16 protein-coding genes are annotated in these 16,770 nt (G+C 60.2%); 15 read left to right on the top strand and 1 reads right to left on the bottom strand.

What is annotated here, in order from left to right:
- Window positions 1–91 precede the first annotated feature (91 nt).
- The 8 genes from ACZ2HM_RS11770 (at window position 92) to ACZ2HM_RS11735 (ending at window position 7,954) form a co-directional block, all read left to right on the top strand.
- Entirely contained in the window at window positions 92–1,348 is a 1,257-nt protein-coding gene (locus ACZ2HM_RS11770) for a cytochrome P450 (protein ID WP_371388748.1), read from the top strand.
- Window positions 1,349–2,461 carry a Gfo/Idh/MocA family protein gene (locus tag ACZ2HM_RS11765; protein ID WP_470425306.1) on the top strand — a complete coding sequence of 371 codons (1,113 nt, stop codon included), beginning with the start codon at window positions 1,349–1,351 and terminating at the stop codon, window positions 2,459–2,461.
- Window positions 2,458–3,093: a nuclear transport factor 2 family protein gene (locus ACZ2HM_RS11760; RefSeq protein WP_371388750.1), complete on the top strand. Its 636-nt coding sequence runs from the start codon at window positions 2,458–2,460 to the stop codon at window positions 3,091–3,093. Before ACZ2HM_RS11765 ends, ACZ2HM_RS11760 begins: the two co-directional genes overlap by 4 nt.
- Window positions 3,090–4,322 carry a CaiB/BaiF CoA transferase family protein gene (locus tag ACZ2HM_RS11755; protein WP_470425305.1) on the top strand — a complete coding sequence of 411 codons (1,233 nt, stop codon included), beginning with the start codon at window positions 3,090–3,092 and terminating at the stop codon, window positions 4,320–4,322. The genes ACZ2HM_RS11760 and ACZ2HM_RS11755 overlap by 4 nt, the downstream gene beginning before the upstream one ends.
- Complete coding sequence (locus ACZ2HM_RS11750; RefSeq protein ID WP_470425304.1) at window positions 4,319–5,239, top strand: hydroxymethylglutaryl-CoA lyase; 921 nt, start codon at window positions 4,319–4,321, stop codon at window positions 5,237–5,239. Before ACZ2HM_RS11755 ends, ACZ2HM_RS11750 begins: the two co-directional genes overlap by 4 nt.
- On the top strand, window positions 5,236–6,642 hold the full coding sequence (gene leuC, locus ACZ2HM_RS11745) for a 3-isopropylmalate dehydratase large subunit (protein WP_470425303.1): 1,407 nt from the start codon (window positions 5,236–5,238) through the stop codon (window positions 6,640–6,642). Before ACZ2HM_RS11750 ends, leuC begins: the two co-directional genes overlap by 4 nt.
- Before the next feature lie 41 nt (window positions 6,643–6,683).
- Window positions 6,684–7,262 (top strand): 3-isopropylmalate dehydratase small subunit, encoded by a 579-nt coding sequence (gene leuD, locus ACZ2HM_RS11740; RefSeq protein ID WP_470425302.1) that lies wholly within the window; start codon window positions 6,684–6,686, stop codon window positions 7,260–7,262.
- 83 nt (window positions 7,263–7,345) lie between these two features.
- Window positions 7,346–7,954 carry a VOC family protein gene (locus ACZ2HM_RS11735; protein WP_371388754.1) on the top strand — a complete coding sequence of 203 codons (609 nt, stop codon included), beginning with the start codon at window positions 7,346–7,348 and terminating at the stop codon, window positions 7,952–7,954.
- Between the two features lie 93 nt (window positions 7,955–8,047).
- Here the strand turns inward: ACZ2HM_RS11735 and ACZ2HM_RS11730 are convergent, their stop codons facing one another.
- The gene (locus ACZ2HM_RS11730) at window positions 8,048–8,917 is read right to left on the bottom strand and encodes a helix-turn-helix transcriptional regulator (protein ID WP_470425301.1); all 870 of its coding nucleotides are present in this window, start codon (window positions 8,915–8,917) and stop codon (window positions 8,048–8,050) included.
- Between the two features lie 150 nt (window positions 8,918–9,067).
- Between ACZ2HM_RS11730 and ACZ2HM_RS11725 the strand changes: the two genes are divergently transcribed.
- The 7 genes from ACZ2HM_RS11725 to ACZ2HM_RS11695 all read left to right on the top strand — a co-directional run bounded on the left by ACZ2HM_RS11725 (window position 9,068) and on the right by ACZ2HM_RS11695 (window position 16,730).
- Window positions 9,068–10,240, top strand: a complete 1,173-nt coding sequence (locus ACZ2HM_RS11725; protein WP_470425300.1) for an alpha/beta hydrolase family protein — start codon at window positions 9,068–9,070, stop codon at window positions 10,238–10,240.
- Between the two features lie 48 nt (window positions 10,241–10,288).
- Entirely contained in the window at window positions 10,289–11,458 is a 1,170-nt protein-coding gene (locus tag ACZ2HM_RS11720) for an acetyl-CoA acetyltransferase (RefSeq protein WP_470425299.1), read from the top strand.
- A gap of 37 nt (window positions 11,459–11,495) precedes the next feature.
- Window positions 11,496–12,272 (top strand): SDR family NAD(P)-dependent oxidoreductase, encoded by a 777-nt coding sequence (locus tag ACZ2HM_RS11715; protein WP_470425298.1) that lies wholly within the window; start codon window positions 11,496–11,498, stop codon window positions 12,270–12,272.
- Window positions 12,273–12,490: 218 nt separating this feature from the next.
- Complete coding sequence (locus ACZ2HM_RS11710) at window positions 12,491–13,717, top strand: cytochrome P450 (RefSeq protein WP_470425297.1); 1,227 nt, start codon at window positions 12,491–12,493, stop codon at window positions 13,715–13,717.
- Window positions 13,714–14,046, top strand: coding sequence for a Rieske (2Fe-2S) protein (locus tag ACZ2HM_RS11705; protein WP_371388758.1), 333 nt, complete (start codon window positions 13,714–13,716; stop codon window positions 14,044–14,046). Before ACZ2HM_RS11710 ends, ACZ2HM_RS11705 begins: the two co-directional genes overlap by 4 nt.
- Before the next feature lie 40 nt (window positions 14,047–14,086).
- A complete protein-coding gene (locus ACZ2HM_RS11700) occupies window positions 14,087–15,802 on the top strand; it encodes a diflavin oxidoreductase (RefSeq protein ID WP_470425296.1) in 1,716 nt (571 codons plus the stop codon).
- A 79-nt stretch (window positions 15,803–15,881) separates the two neighbouring features.
- Window positions 15,882–16,730 carry a TauD/TfdA dioxygenase family protein gene (locus ACZ2HM_RS11695; protein ID WP_371388760.1) on the top strand — a complete coding sequence of 283 codons (849 nt, stop codon included), beginning with the start codon at window positions 15,882–15,884 and terminating at the stop codon, window positions 16,728–16,730.
- Window positions 16,731–16,770 lie beyond the last annotated feature (40 nt).

Here is a 16,770-nt window from a genome sequence, read left to right as displayed (position 1 = left end):
TGGTCTGCTAGGGCTTACTGGCAATTGAAAGAATGGCACCTGGGACTGCTCCGATAGCGAGCTCGATCCGTGGGCCAATGGGAGCAGGCATATGGAAATCGTGAAAGATGACCTGGGAAGCTACGCATCGCCGGAGGTGCAGCGTTGTCCATTCCCTTTTCTCAATCGGCTGCTGGAAGAGGCACCGGTCTATCGCGACCCTGGCACGAACATGTATATCGTCAGCCGCTATGACGACATCAATTTCGTCAACAGCCATCCGGAGATATTCTCCAGCAAGACGCCGATCATGATCAACCGCCAGACCTCCGTTTCCGAGGAGGTGGCGAAACGGTATCGTGAGCGAGGCTGGCCCGAGGAACATGTGCTGGCGTTCGCCGATCCGCCCGAGCATGGCCTGCATCGCGCGCTGGTCGATAAGGTGTTCACGCCAAGCTATGTGAAAAAGCTCGAGCCCTATGCGCTGGGCCTTGTTGATGAGTTGATCGACGGCTTCATCGAGGCGGGCGAAACGGACCTGAGTGCCGGATTCGCCGTCCATCTTCCGATGTACATCATCTCCGATCAATTGGGCGTGGCACGCGAGGATTATGAGCAGTTCAAGCTCTGGTCCACAGCCTGGGTCGACCGCAACGATCCCAATTGCCCACCCGAACGAGAACTTTTGCTGACCGATCGTATGATCGACATGCAGAATTATCTGGCTGCGCGCGCGCGTGAATATGAGGTTTCGCCCAACGACAATATGCTCAGTCGCCTCGTCCATGCCGATGTCGATGGTCAGAAGTTGACCATGGGCCAGTTGCTGATGATCGCACAGCTTGTCTTGGTCGCGGGTAACGAGACGACGACCACCGGCATCACCAGTGCGATGAACATGATCCTGAGCGATCCGGCGTTGAAGGACCGGCTGATAGCCGATCCCAAGATGATCCCTGCGGTCATCGAGGAGATGCTGCGGGCTCACGCACCCGTGCCGCATCAATATCGCTTCACGACGCGGGATACCGAATTGTGCGGTGTTGCCATCCCCAAGGACACGGTGGTGCAGCTAAGCTATCTCGCGGGCAACTATGACAAGGCCAAGTGGGAATGCCCCGAAAAGATCGACATCGATCGCAAGGGCGTCCGCAACCATCTGGCGTTTGGCCGGGGTATCCACTTCTGCGTCGGCAACCAACTGGCGCGCATGGAGATGCGCGTGGCGATAGGCCGCCTGCTGGAGCGGCTGAAGGATATCCGCATATCCGATAAGCATCCTGCGCCGCGCTACATGGAGCATTTCCAGATCCATGCCCTGGAAAGCCTCAATGTCGAATTCACTCCTGGACAGCGGACGGACGGATAGATGGGCACTGCCATCAAGCCGCTCGGTGTCGGTATCATTGGCCTTAGCGCCAAGGGTGGATGGGCCGCCACGGCGCACGTCGAAGCCCTTCGCGCGATGCCGGATCGCTTCGCGATCAAGGGGCTGTCGGCTTCGACGGCCGACAGCGCGAAGGCGGCGGGCGAGGTATATGGTATCGACTTTACTACCGACGATCCAGCCCGGCTCGCCTCCCATCCGGACGTCGACCTTGTGGTCGTGACCGTCAAGGTGCCGCACCATAAGGAACTGGTCGCCCATGCGCTCAATCAGGGCAAGGCGGTCTATTGCGAATGGCCGCTCGGCAGGGACCTGGAAGATGCCGCCGACATCGCCGATGCCGCAAAGGCGCGCGGCGTACGGACATTCGTCGGCTTGCAGGGCAGAAGCGCGCCTGTCGTCGGCTATCTGCGCGACCTTGTCAGCCAAGGCTATGTTGGCGACGTGATCTCTTCCAGCGTGATGGGGGCCGGCGGGTTTCCATGGGGCGGCGTTGCCATGGCCGGCATGGCCTATGTGCTCGACAATAAGACCGGCGCGACCATGCTGAGCATACCATTCGGGCACATGCTTGATGCATTTACCTGGGTTCTGGGCGATTTCGCCCGCCTTCATGCCACTTTAGCAACCCATTACGTCTCGGTCGGGCTGGTAGATAGCGAGGATGTCGTCTCGGCCACGGCGCCCGATCAGATCGTTGTCGGTGGCCTGTTGAAAGGGGGCGGTGTTGTGTCGCTCCACTATCGTGGCGGAGACGCGCCCGAACATAATTTTCGCTGGGAGATCAACGGGACCAAGGGCGTGCTGGTCGTTGAAGGCGATAGCGGCCATCTGCAATATGGCCATGTGCGCCTGCGAGGACGTCAAGGCACCAGTCCGCTCGCGGAGTTGGCCGTGCCCGTCGAGTATCGCCGCGTGGCGACCGATCCGGCGGGCTATTCCGATGCCGTCGCGCACGCGTATCGCGCGGTCCATGACGATCTGACCAGCGGGTCTTTGACTGTCCCCACCTTCGCTGATGCCATCATAACCCATCGGCTGCTGGATCGCATCGAGCGCGCGGCGGACTGGAACCGGAGAGGAGAGATAGAATGACGCTGGAAGAGATGCAGGAGAAGCTGACCTACCTGATGGACCGCCAGGAGATTCTGGACGTCGTGAATCGCTACTGCCGCGGCGTCGATCGTCTCGATGAAGAGATGGTGATGTCGGCATATCATCGCGACGCTCTGGACGATCATAGCATGTTCGTCGGCTCAGCCGATGAGTTCTGGCCGTGGGTACGCAAAATGCACTCCGAAAACCACAGCTCGACCCAGCATATGATCGGCAATCATCTCGCCTGGATCGATGGCAATGTCGCGCATTGCGAAACCTATCTGTCCTATTCGGGCATGAACAAGACGGGCGCACCGTTCAGCGCGATCGGTGGTCGTTACATCGACCGGATGGAAAAGCGCGATGGCAAATGGGGGATCGTCGCCCGCGAATATATCGTGGACTGGGTGGCCCCTTCGATCAACACGATCGAGGGAGCCAAGACGCCCGAAGGCGGGCCGAATTATGACTGCCTGCAGCCTTTCGAGTTCAAGGTCGCTGAAACCGCGCCGCAGCCCAGCCGCGACGTTCAAGACCCGTCCTACAAAAGGCCGCTCGAGATCGATCCGTCGCGGGTCACCGATTACAAGCGGCTGAGCAGCGCTGCCAAAGAATCGGTGAGCGCATGATGGAAGGGCAAAGTGGCGAAGGCGGAGTCCTCTCGGGTATTCGCGTATTGGAAATCGGCCATTTCGTCGCTGCGCCCTTTTGCACGCGACTGCTCGGCGACCTGGGTGCCGACATCATCAAGATCGAGCCGCCCAAGGGTGATCCCGTGCGGCAATGGGGGGCGCAGATCGATGGGCGGTCGCTTTGGTGGTCGGTGCATGGGCGGAACAAACGCAGTATCGCACTTGATCTCAAGGCGCAGGAGGGCCGGGACATATTGCTCGATCTGGTCGAGCATTGCGATGTCGTCGTCGAGAATTTCCGTCCCGGCCAACTCGCCAAGATGGGACTTGCCCCGGACATATTGCGCGAGCGGCGGCCAGGACTGATCGTGGCCCATGTATCGGGCTATGGCCAGAGCGGCCCAGGACGCAATCAGGCGGCGTTCGGCGTGATCGGCGAAGCAATCGGCGGCATTCGCTATCTCACCAACCATCCCCCTGAAACCCATGGCCTGCCTCCGGTTCGCGTGGGGGTCAGCATCGGCGATTCGCTGGCAGGGCTCTACGCCGCCTTCGGCATCGTTTCCGCGCTATGGCGGCGAGAGAAGTTCGGGGCCACGGCGCGCTTCGAAACGATCGACGTGGCGCTGACCGAAAGCGTGCTCAGCATGATGGAGGGGATGCTTCCTGAATTTGGCGCATTGGGCAAGATAAAGCAGCCAACCGGGGGCGCGATCGCCACGGCTGCGCCATCCAACGCCTATCCTACCGCGGACGAGCAGTGGATATTGATCGCCGCCAATTCGGAGCCCCTCTTTGCCAAGCTGCTCGCCCTCATGGGCCGCTCCGACTTGGTGGACGATCCGCGTTTTACGGGCAATGCGCAGCGAGTGGGCCATGCCGCCGAACTCGACAGCTTGATCGGCGAATGGAGCGGCCAATATACGGCCGAGAGGCTTTCGCAGATGCTTGCCGGTGCGGATATCCCGTCCTCAAAGGTCTACACGGCGCAGGATATCGCGCACGACCCGCAATATCGCGCCCGTGGCATGGTCCGCGAAGTTGAAGATCCGCTGATCGGGACAGTTCTCCATCCTGGCATCGTTCCCCATTTTCCCGATGCACCTGGACAGGTTCGCAGCACTGGCCCTGACATTGGTGCCGACGGCGAAGCGATCATGCGAGAGTTACTAGGCTATGACGAAAGCCGGATCGTCTCGTTGAAACATTCTGGAGTTTTGACATGAGCGCCCGGTCCGTATCGATCGTCGAAGTGGGGCCAAGGGATGGCTTCCAGCCCATCGAGCAGTTCATCCCCACCGAGCAGAAGCTCTCGCTAATCGACAAGCTGTATGACGCTGGCATTCGCCGGATGGAGGCGACGGCGTTCGTCAGCCCGCGCGCGGTGCCGCAAATGGCCGATGCACCGCAATTGCTGGCCTATTGCGGGGACAAGCCCGGCCTGGATGTGCAAGTGCTCGTGCCCAGCCAGCGTCAGGCGGAACGCGCTCTGGCGGCGGACGCCCGCCATCTCGCCTTCGTGCTGTCGGTTTCGCCCAAGCATAATCAAAGCAATGTGCTCAGAACGCCGCGTGAGTCGGTCGAGGATTTCCGGTCGATCGTCGCTATGCTGCCGGTCTATGCCGAGGTGCGCATCAATCTGGCGACCTCGTTCGACTGCCCGTTCGATGGATCCGTTAATCCTGATGAGGCTCTCGACCTGATCGAGGCGCTGGCGGAGATTTCGCCTGACTCCGAATATTGCCTTTGCGACACGACCGGCCGGGTCACGCCTGATCGCGTCGGCGAGTTGTTCATGCGGGCGAAGGCGCGCTTCCCGCAGATCGAAAGATGGGCTTTCCATGGCCATGACACCTATGGGCTGGGCGTCGCGAATGCCCTGGCGGCCTATCATGCAGGGGTTGGCGTAGTGGATTCGTCCTTCGGCGGGCTTGGCGGCTGTCCCTTCGCGCCCGGCGCTACGGGCAATGTCGCCACTGAGGACCTGGTGTGGACATTCGCCAAGATGGGCGTCGCCACGGGCATCGATCTGACAAGGCTACTGGACGCTGCGGAGGACGCAGCGGCCCTGCCCGGCGCCTGTGTCGGCGGGCGTGTGAGAGATGCTCTGGGGGCAAAGGCCACATTGGCCGAAGTCGTATGATGCAAAAGGCACGCACCCTGTTCGAGAAAATCTGGGACGCGCATGCGATCTTGGAACTGGACGATGGATCATGGCTGCTGCAGATCGACCGCCATCTGGTCAATGAGGTAACCAGCCCACAGGCCTTCGAGGGACTTCGAATCGCGAACAGAAGGCTTGCGCATCCCGAACTGACGATTGCCGTCGCGGACCATAATGTGCCCACCGAACATCGGGATCGTCCCATCGCGGATCCCGACAGCCGAATTCAGGTTGAGACCCTGGAACGCAATGTCGCGGAGTTTGCCGTGCCCTATGTCGCCTTGCGCAGCGAAGCGCAGGGCATCGTCCATGTCATTGGTCCTGAACTCGGGCTCACGCTACCGGGCATGACGATCGTGTGCGGTGACAGCCATACATCGACGCATGGCGCGTTTGGCGCTTTGGCCTTCGGCATTGGCACCTCGGAGGTCGAACATGTGCTGGCGACGCAGACGTTGCGACAGAAGCCGGCCAAAACACTGCGTGTGCGGGTGGAAAATGCGCTGCCGGTCGGGGTGACGGCCAAGGACCTCATTCTCTACATCATCGGCAAACTCGGAACCGCTGGCGGTACCGGATATGTTATCGAATATGCAGGCCAAGCCATCACCGATCTGGACATGGCAGGAAGGATGACGGTCTGTAACATGTCGATCGAGGCCGGCGCACGGGCTGGTCTGATAGCAGCGGACGACAAGACCTTCGACTGGCTTGAAGGCCGACCGGGCGTTCCTTCGGGCGACGCCCTTGTGACGGCGCTGGATCGGTGGCGCGCGCTTCGCTCAGACACGGACGCGACGTTCGACAGGGAAGTGGTTGTCGATGCATCCGACGTCGCGCCGATGGTCACCTGGGGAACAAGCCCGGAAGCCGTGACTCGCGTAGATGGCGTGGTTCCGACGCTGGAGGCCTTGGCGAACGACAAAAGGGATCAGGTACGCACGATGCTCGATTATATGGCTCTGGACCCCGGACAGCCAATCCAGGGCGTCAAGATCGACGTCGTATTTATCGGCAGTTGCACGAATGGACGGATCGAGGATCTGCGCAGCGCAGCGGCTATCGCGCTGCATCGTCAGGTTGCTCCAGGCGTGCGGGCTTTGGTTGTGCCGGGTTCAGGCAGTGTCAAGCGCCAGGCCGAAGAGGAAGGGCTAGCCGATATTTTTCGCGATGCGGGTTTTGAGTGGCGCGATGCAGGATGCTCTATGTGCCTGGGTATGAATCCCGACCGCCTGTCGCCCGGCGAACGCTGCGCCTCGACCTCGAACCGCAACTTCGAAGGGCGTCAGGGGCCAGGGGGGCGCACGCATCTCATGTCGCCTGCCATGGCCGCTGCAGCTGCCGTGGCGGGTGCCATCGTTGACGTGAGGAGCTACGCGTGATGCGTAAATTTACCGACCTCACTGCCATCGCGGCACCCCTGGTGCAGGACAATATCGATACCGACAAGATCCTGCCGGGAGAATATCTCAAGACGGTGAGTCGCGAGGGCCTTGGGCGTGCCCTGTTTGCCCGCATGCGGTATCATGAGGACGGGAGCGACAATCCGGGCTTCATTCTCAATCGTGATCCCTGGCGGAAAACGGGTATCCTTATTGCGGGCCAGAATTTCGGCTGCGGGTCCAGCCGCGAACATGCGCCGTGGGCGCTCACCGATTTCGGCATACGCGCGATCGTCGCAAAAAGCTTTGCCGACATTTTCTACAATAATTGTTTCAAGAACGGCATTCTTCCCATCGTGTTAGATGAGCCGGACCAAGATCAGCTCCAGCGCCTTGCCGAAATACCGGCAACCGCCCGAATGCAGATTGATCTGCAGCGCCAGTTGATCCGCACGAGCATGGCGCGGGCGATCCGCTTCGACATCGATGCGGGACGCAAGATCGCACTCATCGAGGGGCGGGACGAAATTGCCGAGACCTTGGGACATCAGGGGCGAATTGACCGATGGAAACGCGAAAATCGCGATTCCGTCCCCGCAATTTCTATTGCCAGTGAATAGATAACTGGTCCCGCGACTTGGGGACAGCCGATCGAGACGCGTTCCTATATCCAGTAATAATTCCTGATGGGAGAGGATTTTCCATGGTTATGTCTGCCGAAACGGTAGCCACCGATTCGATGACAAGGCTTACCCCGCTCATGCTTAATCATGCAGCCTGGGTGACGCACGACGTCGAAGCGACCGCCGATTTTTACATGAATATAATGGGCATGGAGCTGGCGAGCACCGTTGTCGATGACACGATCCCTTCGACCGGCGATGCGTTCCCTTACTTCCACATTTTCTTTCGTATGAAGGATGGCTCGACCATCGCTTTTTTCGAGGCGCCCGGACTTCCCGAGCGTCCGGCCGTTTCCCACCCTGCATATGAAATATTCGATCACATTGCGCTGCAGGCCGAGACCCATGACGAGGTCGATCAGTGGCACCAATGGCTTACCAACAAGGGCATCGACGTGGTTGGTCCGACAGACCATGGCGGACTGATCTACAGCATTTATTTCCGCGATCCGAACGGTCTCCGCCTCGAAATAACGCATCCGACCGATCCCGAATGGAACAGGCATTCGGTCAAGGGGCTGGCCGACCTCACGATGTGGAACGAGGGCAAGAAGCAGGCCATCGAATCAGGCCGCGATGTTGCAGAAGCGATGGTCGAACTCATAGCCGCCCGTCGCCACAAACGCTGAAAGTTTCTGGCGAGCGTGCCACGACGGATGCGGATGCTGCACTATCCGGATCCGTCGGAACCGAAGTAAAGACGGCAGGGTCTTCGCGACCTATCATGCCACCTTTTGCGGCTTCCAGGACAGTTCGGCGGGTTCCCGCGTCGAGCGATCCTGCCAATGGCTCCACAGGTCGAGATACCACAACAGCAGTTCGCGCTGAGTGGCGATGCCGAGCCGGTGATAGGTCCGCTTGCGGTATGTCATGACCGTCTCCTCGCTGATCTCCAGCTCCAGCGATATGCCTACCGACGACATGCCATAAATGATCCGGCTGCATACCTCGGCTTCGCGCCGGGGCAGCGAGGCAGCACATGCCGACACGCAAGCTCCGATCTCCTGCAGCGACGTCAGAGCCACGGATACATTCGGGCCGTCCCACGTGATGCTGATATGCTTGGCCAGAAGGGCGAAGATGGTTCCCGCAATCGACTGGACGGCGTCGATGTCGGCGCGGGTGAACAGGCCGGCGTGCGATGAGCGTAGCACGCTCAGCCCGACAATATCATCGCCCCAGCGCGAACAGATGAGCAGCCTGTCGCTGATGTCCTGCTCGCCGTAAACGATCTCGCGCAATACGTCGTCGCTCAGATGCTCGACATCGGTGCGCACAAATGCCTCATTTTCCGAGGATAGGCGGAGCTTCGCTTCGTTCAAAGTGGGATCGCGGCGCCATAGACCCTCCTTGAGATACACGCCGACCTGCCGGTGGGCCGTATCCGAGCCGTCCATGCTGGCAGCTGTCACTTCGATCAAATTATCGGCAGTCAGATGGAAGACGGTCGCATGCTCCGCACCGCAGGTATCGTTAAGGAGCGTCAACAACTGCACTCCGAACCGCTTCTGTCCGATGGACATGATCAGGTCCGGAAAATTCGCCGCCAGCTTGTGAAGCGCCGGTTCCGAGAGTGCGGTCCAGAAAGGCATATTCTCTCCTTGGGTGCCGCGTTGATTATCGTCTTCCGTCCCGCGCGATAGGGACAGGACTGCACACAGCTTCCTGATACATCATACTCACCGAAGCGATAATTCACAAGGCCCGAAGGCCGATACGGGTTGGGGAGGCACAGTATTTATATGCCTGAAGTTCACGAGCTACAGTTCGACTGGGTGCATGTGCATTATGATGAGACGCAGAGCTTCACCGAGACATATGGTTTTGCAGGTAATCAGGGTGCCGTGAATCTCGAAGGCATCTTGATAAGACCTGTCGGCGTCCCAAGTAAAACCCTTCAGATATACATGCACCCCGCTTCAACGCTTCAACTCCTCCCGGTTCCTAGAGAAGCGGCAAAACGCGGGGCACATGTTTTATGCGCCGGAAGCCGATACGCGCGGAACGATACCGCCTGCATATTGGAAAATGTGCTTCTGGATTTGGGGGCGTATATCAAGCATGCGAAGTCCGTGTGGGGCTACACCCGGGTTGTTCTGGTGGGATGGAGCGGAGGCGGCTCGCTATCGCTATTCTATCAGTCCCAGGCAGAACAGCCGACGATCACGCACACCCCGGCGGGTGACCCTGTCGATCTCACGAAGGCAGGTTTGATCCCTGCCGATGCAGTCATTTTCCAGGCGGCCCACAGCTCGCGTGCCAAATTGCTGCTCGATATCATCGATCCTTCCGTCATCGACGAGCTTGACCCGGACAACAGGGACCCGACCCTCGACCTTTATGCCGGCTCATTTAAGGCGCCTTACCCAGCCGAATTTATCGAACGGTATCGCGCGGCCCAGCTCGTCCGGGTGCGGCGGATTACAGCGTGGGTGAAAGAAACGCTCGAACGGCTGAGATCGGCAGGCGGCGCCGAACGCGAGCGCGGTTTCGTAACGCACAGAACCCTGGCCGACCCCCGTTTCCTGGACGCTACGCTGGACCCCAATGATCGGCCCATCGGCCGATGCTATCTGGGCGTTCCCGAAACGGTCAACAGCGGCCCTGTGGGTCTGGCGCGCTTCTCCACCTTGCGTGCCTGGCTCTCGCAATGGTCGATCGACGACACGAATGCCGAAGGCGTTGCCAATGCGGCCTGCATTTCAGCGCCGCTGCTCTTCATCGAAAACACGGCAGACGATGCGGTGCCGCAATATCACTGCAGGTCGGTTTTCGAGGCAGCCGCCTCAAGCGACAAGCGACACGTGATCATCGAGGGCGCGACCCATTATTATGTGGGGCAACCAGAACATCTCGATCAGGCCACCAGGATTACCGAGGATTGGCTTTCACAGCGCGACCTTCTTGGGCGCTAATTCAGTCAGCGCCATTTATCTGCCCGATTATCATTTTGGAGTAGCAGCGTGAACGCTTCGATCATAGGTTGGGGACACACCCCGTTTGGCAAGCAGCCGGAAGAAACCGTGGAAACGCTGGTCGTGGCTGCGGCCAACGAGGCGATGGCGCATGCCGGGCTTGGTCCCGAAGACATCGATTCGATCGTCCTGGGTCACTTCAACGCTGGCTTTTCCAAGCAGGACCTGACGTCGGCGCTGGTACTGCAGGCAAATCCGGGGCTTCGCTTCAAGCCCGCTTTGCGCACGGAAAATGCATGCGCATCGGGGTCCGCCGCGGTTTTCCAGGGCCTGAACGCGATCGAAGCAGGACGCGCCAAGACCGTCCTGGTGGTCGGCGTCGAAAAGATGACGGATTCCACACCACCACAGATCGCGGAAAACCTGCTGCGTGCCTCGTACCTCGCCGAGGAAGGCGGCACGGACGGCGGATTTGCAGGAATTTTTGGCAAGATCGCGCACGCTTATTTCCAGAAATATGGTGACCAGTCGGATGCCCTTGCCCGGATCGCGGCCAAAAATCACAAGAACGGCGTCAACAACCCCTGGGCGCAGATGCGCAAGGATCTGGGGTATGAATTCTGCCGGACGGAAAGTGAGCGCAACCCTTATGTCGCTGGACCGCTGAAGCGAACGGATTGCTCCTTGGTTTCGGACGGAGCCGCGGCCATCATTCTGGCAGCGCCCGACATTGCGGCGCAGGCCGCGCGCGCTGTCCAATTTCGCGGACGCGGCCATGCACAGGATTTCCTGCCGATGTCGCGTCGCGACATCACCCAGTTCGAAGGCTGCACCCACGCCTGGCGGATGGCGTTTGCGGAAGCCGGTATCGGGCTGAACGACCTCTCGCTCGTCGAGACCCACGACTGCTTCACGGTCGCCGAATTGATCGAGTATGAAGCCATGGGCATCGTGCCCCATGGCGAGGGCGCACGCGCCGTTCTGGAGGGCTGGACCGAGATTGGGGGGCGTCTGCCGGTCAATGCTTCGGGCGGCCTGAAGGCCAAGGGCCATCCGATCGGAGCGACAGGCGTATCGATGCATGCCCTGTGCGCCATGCAATTATGCGCTGAGGCTCCCGACGGGATGCAAGTGCCCGGCGCGCAACTGGCCGGGATATTCAACATGGGCGGTGCGGCTGTCGCCAACTACGCCAGCGTCCTGGAGCGGGTGCGCTGATCTAGCATGTTCAACGATATAAAAATGGAGAGACAGAATGGCTGCTCGTTTTGACGGCAAGACCGTGCTCATCACCGGGGCCGGGAGCGGTATCGGCCAGGAGAGCGCCCTCGCCTTTGCCGAAGCCGGCGCCCATGTCGTCGGCATCGATCGGTCGCAGGACGGTCTGGACAAGACCGCCGCACTCCTGCGAGCCATCGACGCTCGCTTTCACGGCATAACCGCCGATGTGGCGGACGAGGAATCGGTCGTCGCTGCAATGCAGGCGGCGCAAGCGGTGACCGGTCGCATCGACTGCGCGTTCAACAACGCAGGTATTACGCAGTCATCGACGCTTACGGCGGATCTGACCTTCGAGGAATGGGATCGTGTGATCCGGGTCAATGTCACCGGAGTATGGCTGTGCATGCGTGCAGAGATCAAGCTCATGCAAATCCAGGGCGGCGGCTCCATCATCAACACCGCCTCGTTCCTCAGTCATCACAGCATGGCCCTTCAAACCGCCTACGCGGCGAGCAAGGCGGCCGTGGTGGGCCTGACTAAAAATGCCGCGATTGAATATGCCACCGACGGCATAAGGATAAACGCGGTTGCGCCCGGTGGCATACCGACCGGCATGATGGCGCAAAGCCTGTCGGGGCTGGAACGGGCGGAGCAGGACGCTGCGCGACGAGCCATCGGCGATATGCATCCGATGAAGCGCCTTGGAAAGCCGCGCGAAATTGCCCAGGCAGTCATGTTCCTCAGCTCCAACGAGGCGGAATTCGTCACGGGCGTCTGTCTTCCGGTCGATGGCGGCTGGTCGGCACTCTAGGCGCTCGTGCCGCCGTTTCGGCGCTAGTCCCCAGCATCGGTGACATACGGACCGGCGGTTTGCCTCTAGTCCGATCACCAGAGTTTAGAGCGGTGGATGCCCTGGCAAGCAACCGCACGCTCTCACCGCCATAGGAGAGTTGATAGATGGATACCGAGCAACAGAGCCCCCCGTCTCAGTGCCCGGTCTCGCGTGTCAAAATTGATACGCTGGATGCCATGCAGCAGGTTCTGCGCTCGAAGGCGGTCGAGGAAAACGCCGATGTCTCGGCGGACAACTATATCTGCCCTAACGCGCTGGCTGCGATCAACGTCCGCGAATTTCAGCAAGGCAATCTGGCCATGAGCAATGGCGACGTGCATCGCCAGCGCAGGCGTCTGCTGAATTCGCTGGTGCGACCCGAGCAACTGGTCCGGTTCCGGGAGGATATTATTCTCCCTTCGGTCGATCGGTGGATGTCCCGCATGGTCAAGCCCAATGAGGAGGGAGCGTTCGGCTGTGACCTTGCGGGCGTCGTCGAACTGATCTTTCTCGAGTTCGCAGCCAAGATCATCGGCATCGAGGGGGTGGAATCCGAAGAAGGCATGGCCCGCCTGCGCGGTTGCGCCTTGCCGATCTTCGGTGGCTTGAGCGCGGCCCATTTTGAGGATCGTGAAGGCGTCACCAACGCAGGGATCGAGGCCAAGCACGTATTCGTCGAAGAATTCTATCGCCCCTCGCTCGAGTTCACCCGCCGGCAATTGAAGAAGCTGGAAGCTGGCGAACTGTCCGAAGACGATGTCCCCCTCAACCTCCTCCAGATGATCGCTACGCAGGCACATGAAACCTATGCCGATGAGGATGTCGGGATAAAGGAAGCTATCCTCTTCTTCGTCGCGACGACCGGGACAAGTGCACAGGCCGTGCTCTCGACCGTGGAATATCTGCTCGATTGGTTCGAAAAACATCCCGATGACCGCGCGCTGGTCGAGGATATGGAATTCATCAGCAACGCGCTGCAGGAGGCGCTTCGGCTGCGCGCGCCATTCGTGCCTTTCATCACGCGCCTCGCTGTCGATGACGTGGATGCTGGTACGGTCCAGGTCAAGGCCGGTGACGAGGTCCAGGCCTGGGTTGCACGGGCAGGCCGGGACGCGGCCATATTTGGCGAAGACGCCAATGAATTCAATCCCAAGCGGGAGGTGCCTGAAGGCATCAGTCGGTACGGGCTGGCCTTTGCGACTGGTGCGCATCAATGCCTCGGGTTGCGAGCTGTTCTCGGCAATGACGGCAAGAGCGGCAGCCATCTCCGGCTTGTCCAGGGCCTGTTCCGTGCAGGAATCCGGCGTGATCCACAGATCGCTGCGCAGTTGCTGCCCCTCAAGCACTCCGATGATCCAAGGGACCAGATCCCGACGTACATCTCGTTTCCCGTCATTCTCGACAATTGGAGCCCGCGCGCATGACCAAGGTTAAAGTTCTCAAGGCCAGCGATCTGCCGCCTGGCGAGATGAAGAAGGTCGAAATCGGCAATCGGACGCTTTGCGTTGCCCATATCGAAGGCCATGGTTTTCGGGCGATAGACGATCGTTGCACGCATGAGGATGAATCGCTCAGCGACGGCTGGATTTGCGGCGATAGCGTCGAATGTCCGGCACACAGCTCGCGTTTCAGCTTTCTCACCGGCGAAGTGACCGGTGTGCCTGCGTGGATTCCGGTCAAGGTCTATGACGTCCAGGTCGACAACGATGCGATCTACGTGACGATCGACGATGTCGAAGCGGCGTCTGCATGAACCGGCTTCCGTTCTGGATTGGTCAGCGGGACGCGGGTCGATGCTGAGCGAAGCTACCCTCGCCACGCAGGATTCGCGCGACAGCGCGTCGAAGGGCGGCGAATTGCGGCCTGGCAGCGCGGGTGCGGGCGCCAGCCCTGCCGTCGCGAAATCCGTTCTGATATTGTTTGCGACGGAGACCGGTGCCAGCGAGGACGTGGCAAAGGCACTTGGACGCGCTGTAGAGCAGCAAGGACTGGCGTCGCGGGTGCTGGACATGGCGGACGCAGATGTCGCTGAGCTTTCATCAGTGGATGTCGCGCTGTTTGTCGCCAGCACCACCGGCGACGGAGACGCGCCCTATGCTGCCGAGAGTTATTTCGCTGCGATCTGCGCTGATGATGCCGCTCCCCTCGATCATCTCAGCTATGCGGTTCTCGCGCTCGGCGACGCTACCTATGAGCATTTCTGTGCTGCTGGGAAAAGGCTGGACGACGCGCTCGCACAGCGGGGCGCGCGGCGCCTGTTGGAACGGGTCGATTGCGACATCGATTATGAAGAGCCGGCTGCGGCATGGCGTACCGCTGTTCTTGGATCGGTCTCGCAACAGCCATTGATACTGCCGACCGATGATGCGCCGCGCGGGCCGGCGGCGGCCCGGAGCGAGAAATATCGCCTGACTGAAGCGACGGTAGTCGAGAACCGGGTCCTGACCGGCGAGGGATCGACCAAGGCGACCCGCCATATTGCGCTGGCCTTTTCCGACAGGTCCACGGCGTATGAGCCGGGCGATGCGTTGGGCGTCTTTGTCCAGAATGATCCAGGGGTCGTCACTGCCGTGCTTGCTGCCGGGGGTTTCGCTCCAGATGTGCTCGTTACCCTCAAGGGCGAGCAAATATCGCTGCGCGAGGCGCTGCATCTCTACCTGGACATCACCTCGGTAACGCCACGCTTTCTGGAATCATGGGCAGAATTGGCCCAAAGCCAAGCGCTTCTGGAAATGGCCCAAGCCAGTGATCCTGGTGTCCGCGCCACTGCCATGCGCCAATATCATATCGTCGACATCATGCGGGAATATCCGGCTTGCGCCTTGGGTGCCCAGACGTTGGTCGATATGCTGCGATCGCTCCAGCCGCGCCTTTACTCGATCGCTTCGAGCCTGAAGGCAGCGCCGGGCCAGGTTCATCTGACGATCGCGCCGGTGTCCTATCCGCTTTGGGGTGAAGTCCGGCGCGGCGTTGCGACTGGCCAGCTTTGCGAGCGAACGGCAATCGGCACGCGGCTTCAGATCTATGTGCAAGGCAATTCCCATTTTCGCCTGCCTGCGCCGGATACGCCGATCATTATGATCGGTGCAGGCACAGGCGTGGCGCCCTATCGCGGCTTCCTCCAAGAGCGCAGTGCGCAGGGCGCTGGCGGGCGGTCATGGCTGTTTTTCGGCGAGCGCAACCAATCCACCGATTTTCTGTACGAAGCCGAGTTTGCTGGATTCCTGGCTACGGGGGCGCTGACGCACCTCGACACGGCATTTTCCAGAGACGGCACGCGCAAAATCTACGTGCAGGATCGCCTGCTCGCCCAGGCCGAACATCTCTGCCGATGGCTCAGCGATGGCGCTCATATCTATGTGTGCGGCGATGCTGCGCACATGGCGCCCGATGTCGATCGCGCGCTAATACGCGTCCTCGAAACGGGCATGGGCCTCGATGCCGCTTCGGCAGGAGCCTATCTTGGCACCATGCAAGCCGAGGGTCGGTACCAGCGCGATGTGTATTGAGCGGGTCTGAATGAAATCGACCTGCGTGGCTCGTCCGGCACCCGCAGATGCGAAAATGTCCGGTCTTTAGGAGGATTTTATGTCTGTCGAATCAACAGCGAAGCTTAAGACGATCGAGCCATTTGGCGTTGAGGTAGACCTCGATCTGCGAGACGAGAAGACCCATGATGAGGTCGCTCGGCTGTTCAAGGAATATGGCTATCTAGTCTTCCGCGAACAGGAATTGACGCAGGACCAGCAGAAGGCCGTCATGGGCAAGCTCGGGCCGGTCCTCGAAGATTTCACGACCGTTGGCTATGTCTCCAACACGCGCAAGGACGGCCTGTTGGGCGACTCGGAAGTGTCGTTCCACCTCGATTTTCTGTACACGCCAGTGCCGCTCCTGGGCATTTCCCTCCATGGCATCGAGGTTCCCTATGAAGAAACCTGGACTCGCTTTGCCAGTGGGCGCCTTGCGCTCGAAGCGCTTGCCCCGGCGACCCGGGAGCGTCTGCGCGGTCTCAAGGGGCTCAATCTGTTTTCGGCCAGCGAAGAGGGCCTTACGGGCCGCCAGCGCATCGAAGGCTATCCCGAGAACGCGCCCAGGGCCGAACACTCCCTTATCCACCTCGACCCGATTACCGGGCAGGAAGTGCTTTTTGCCACGCAGCAGAACACGGCGCTGATCATTGGCCTCAGCGAGGCTGAGAGCGAGGATCTGATCGGGGAGTTGCACGAGCATCTCTACGCTGATTCCAACATTTACGAGCATCGCTGGCGCAATGGCGACATCGTGATCTGGGCGAACCAGGCCTATCATCATGCACGGGGCGGACTGGTGCCGGGCAAGACGCGGACACTGCAGCGGGTCTGCATCACCGAAGGCGTCGCCGAGGATTATCGCCCGCCGATCCCTGCGGATCGCTTGCCCACCCACATGCGCGAATGATGGTCGCATAAGCCCGATATCGGTGTTTGGAGCAACTCAG

The organism is Sphingobium sp. KKT206 (assembly GCF_055640555.1).
Note: the sequence above shows the minus strand (reverse complement) of the source record. Positions and strands in the feature narration are given on the sequence as shown.

Bases quoted from the DNA above. Each gene is read 5' to 3' on its own strand.
- ACZ2HM_RS11770 (WP_371388748.1), top strand. From the start codon at position 92: ATGGAAATCGTGAAAGATGACCTGGGAAGCTACGCATCGCCGGAGGTG.
- ACZ2HM_RS11765 (WP_470425306.1), top strand. From the start codon at position 1,349: ATGGGCACTGCCATCAAGCCGCTCGGTGTCGGTATCATTGGCCTTAGC.
- ACZ2HM_RS11760 (WP_371388750.1), top strand. From the start codon at position 2,458: ATGACGCTGGAAGAGATGCAGGAGAAGCTGACCTACCTGATGGACCGC.
- ACZ2HM_RS11755 (WP_470425305.1), top strand. From the start codon at position 3,090: ATGATGGAAGGGCAAAGTGGCGAAGGCGGAGTCCTCTCGGGTATTCGC.
- ACZ2HM_RS11750 (WP_470425304.1), top strand. From the start codon at position 4,319: ATGAGCGCCCGGTCCGTATCGATCGTCGAAGTGGGGCCAAGGGATGGC.
- leuC (WP_470425303.1), top strand. From the start codon at position 5,236: ATGATGCAAAAGGCACGCACCCTGTTCGAGAAAATCTGGGACGCGCAT.
- ACZ2HM_RS11735 (WP_371388754.1), top strand. From the start codon at position 7,346: ATGGTTATGTCTGCCGAAACGGTAGCCACCGATTCGATGACAAGGCTT.
- ACZ2HM_RS11730 (WP_470425301.1), bottom strand. From the start codon at position 8,917: ATGCCTTTCTGGACCGCACTCTCGGAACCGGCGCTTCACAAGCTGGCG.
- ACZ2HM_RS11725 (WP_470425300.1), top strand. From the start codon at position 9,068: ATGCCTGAAGTTCACGAGCTACAGTTCGACTGGGTGCATGTGCATTAT.
- ACZ2HM_RS11715 (WP_470425298.1), top strand. From the start codon at position 11,496: ATGGCTGCTCGTTTTGACGGCAAGACCGTGCTCATCACCGGGGCCGGG.
- ACZ2HM_RS11710 (WP_470425297.1), top strand. From the start codon at position 12,491: ATGCAGCAGGTTCTGCGCTCGAAGGCGGTCGAGGAAAACGCCGATGTC.
- ACZ2HM_RS11705 (WP_371388758.1), top strand. From the start codon at position 13,714: ATGACCAAGGTTAAAGTTCTCAAGGCCAGCGATCTGCCGCCTGGCGAG.
- ACZ2HM_RS11700 (WP_470425296.1), top strand. From the start codon at position 14,087: ATGCTGAGCGAAGCTACCCTCGCCACGCAGGATTCGCGCGACAGCGCG.
- ACZ2HM_RS11695 (WP_371388760.1), top strand. From the start codon at position 15,882: ATGTCTGTCGAATCAACAGCGAAGCTTAAGACGATCGAGCCATTTGGC.